This is a genomic window from Paracraurococcus ruber, assembly GCF_004353985.1.
In the GTDB taxonomy this organism is placed as follows: Bacteria; Pseudomonadota; Alphaproteobacteria; order Acetobacterales; family Acetobacteraceae; genus Paracraurococcus; species Paracraurococcus ruber.
In genome coordinates this window covers 1-1,390 of sequence record NZ_SMOA01000564.1, presented here as the reverse complement: position 1 = coordinate 1,390, position 1,390 = coordinate 1, and the positions used below count along the sequence as shown (strand labels likewise).

2 protein-coding genes are annotated in these 1,390 nt (G+C 78.7%); one reads left to right on the top strand and one right to left on the bottom strand.

Annotated features, from left to right (window positions below; all coding sequences use genetic code 11):
* The coding region (locus tag E2C05_RS31770; RefSeq protein WP_192912566.1) for a WD40 repeat domain-containing protein at positions 1–407 on the bottom strand (407 nt) is incomplete at its 3' end.
* 311 nt (positions 408–718) lie between these two features.
* Between E2C05_RS31770 and E2C05_RS31765 the strand changes: the two genes are divergently transcribed.
* Positions 719–1,177, top strand: a complete 459-nt coding sequence (locus E2C05_RS31765) for a hypothetical protein (protein ID WP_133223586.1) — start codon at positions 719–721, stop codon at positions 1,175–1,177.
* Positions 1,178–1,390 lie beyond the last annotated feature (213 nt).

Sequence of the window (1,390 nt, the reverse complement as noted above, 5' to 3'; positions counted from 1 at the left end):
AGGCGCAGCGTGCCGTCCCAGAAGCCGGCGGCCAGGTCCCCCGCCGGCCCGCTGGCGAGGGCGGTGACCGGACCGGCCGCCGGGTCCAGCACCCGGGCCGGCGCGTCGGCGCCGCCGGCCGGCCAGAGGGCGATGCGGCCATCCTCCCCGGCGCTGGCCAGGCCGCCGCCCGGCAGCGCCGCCAGGGCGGCGAGGGCACCAGCATGCCAGCGCAGCACCCGCCGCGCCTTGCCGGCGGCGGGATCCCAGAGGATCACCGCCTGGTCGAAGCCGGCGCTGGCCAGCCCGCCGCCCGGCAGCACCGCCAGCGCCCGCACCGGCCCGCCATGCCCGGCGAGGTCCTGCGCCCGCGCCATGGCCGGCCCCAGCAGCAGCAGGAGGAGGAGCGGGAGGAGCGGGAGGCGCATGCCCGCCTTATCCCCGGCCGGCCGGCGCGGCGCCAGGGCCGGGCGCGGCAGGGCCGGCGGAACCGCGCCGTACGCGATGCCCCGCATGCGATGCCCATGCGCGGTGCCCCGCAGCGGGTCCCGGCCCGGCGGGGCCGCTACGGCCCGGGACGCCGCTGTCCGGCCAGGGACCCGCGCCCCACGGACCCGTGCCGGTGCGGCGGCCGGCCGCGGGCGGCGACCGCCTCGGCCGGCACCGCTCTCGGTCACGCCGGGGCTTGATCGTGCATGTCCGAATGATTACGTCACGGTAAGACAAAGGAGGGGCTTCCATGACGAGACCGCGGGATGGTGTTTTCCTGGCCTTGCTGCTCGGCGGCGTCGCCGTGGCGGTCATCGCCGCCTTCTTCCTGCCGGCGCTGCAGTTCCGCGGCGCGAGCAAGGCGGTGCTCGGCATCTCCGCCTGGGAGGCGGTGCCCTGGCTGACCAAGCTGAAGCTCGGCTTCCTGGCGGCGGCGGTGGCCGCGGCCTTCGTGCCGAAGCTGGCGCCGCTGCGGGTGTGGCTGATCGCCGCCGCGGTGGTGATGATGTTCCTGCCGGCGCTCGGCGCCCTGACCGCCGGCGTCTACCAGTGGAGCGACGTGCGCGCCGAGATCGTGCAGCTTTCCGGCGTGCGCGCCCCCTGGGTCGATCCGGGCTGGGGCCTGCTGGCGCTGCTCGGCGCCGCGCTGATGGCGATCGGCGCCGCCTGGCGGGCGCATGCGATGGACCGCGGCACCGCCGCGGCCTGACGCGGCGACGGGCGGGGACGACGCGTCCCGCCCGCGGCCAGGCGCCGCACCACCATGACCGAGGCGCGCGGGAGGCGGGACCGATGGGTCCCGCCTTTTGCATGCCCGGGCCGGATGTCGGCGCGGCGTGGCGGGCCCGCCGCGGGAAGCGGTCCGGCAGCCGCCGGGCCGCATGGGTCGGCGCCCCGTCACGCCCGGCCGCTGCCGCCCGGC

Coding starts and splice junctions, on each gene's coding strand:
- E2C05_RS31765 (WP_133223586.1), top strand. CDS start 719: ATGACGAGACCGCGGGATGGTGTTTTCCTGGCCTTGCTGCTCGGCGGC.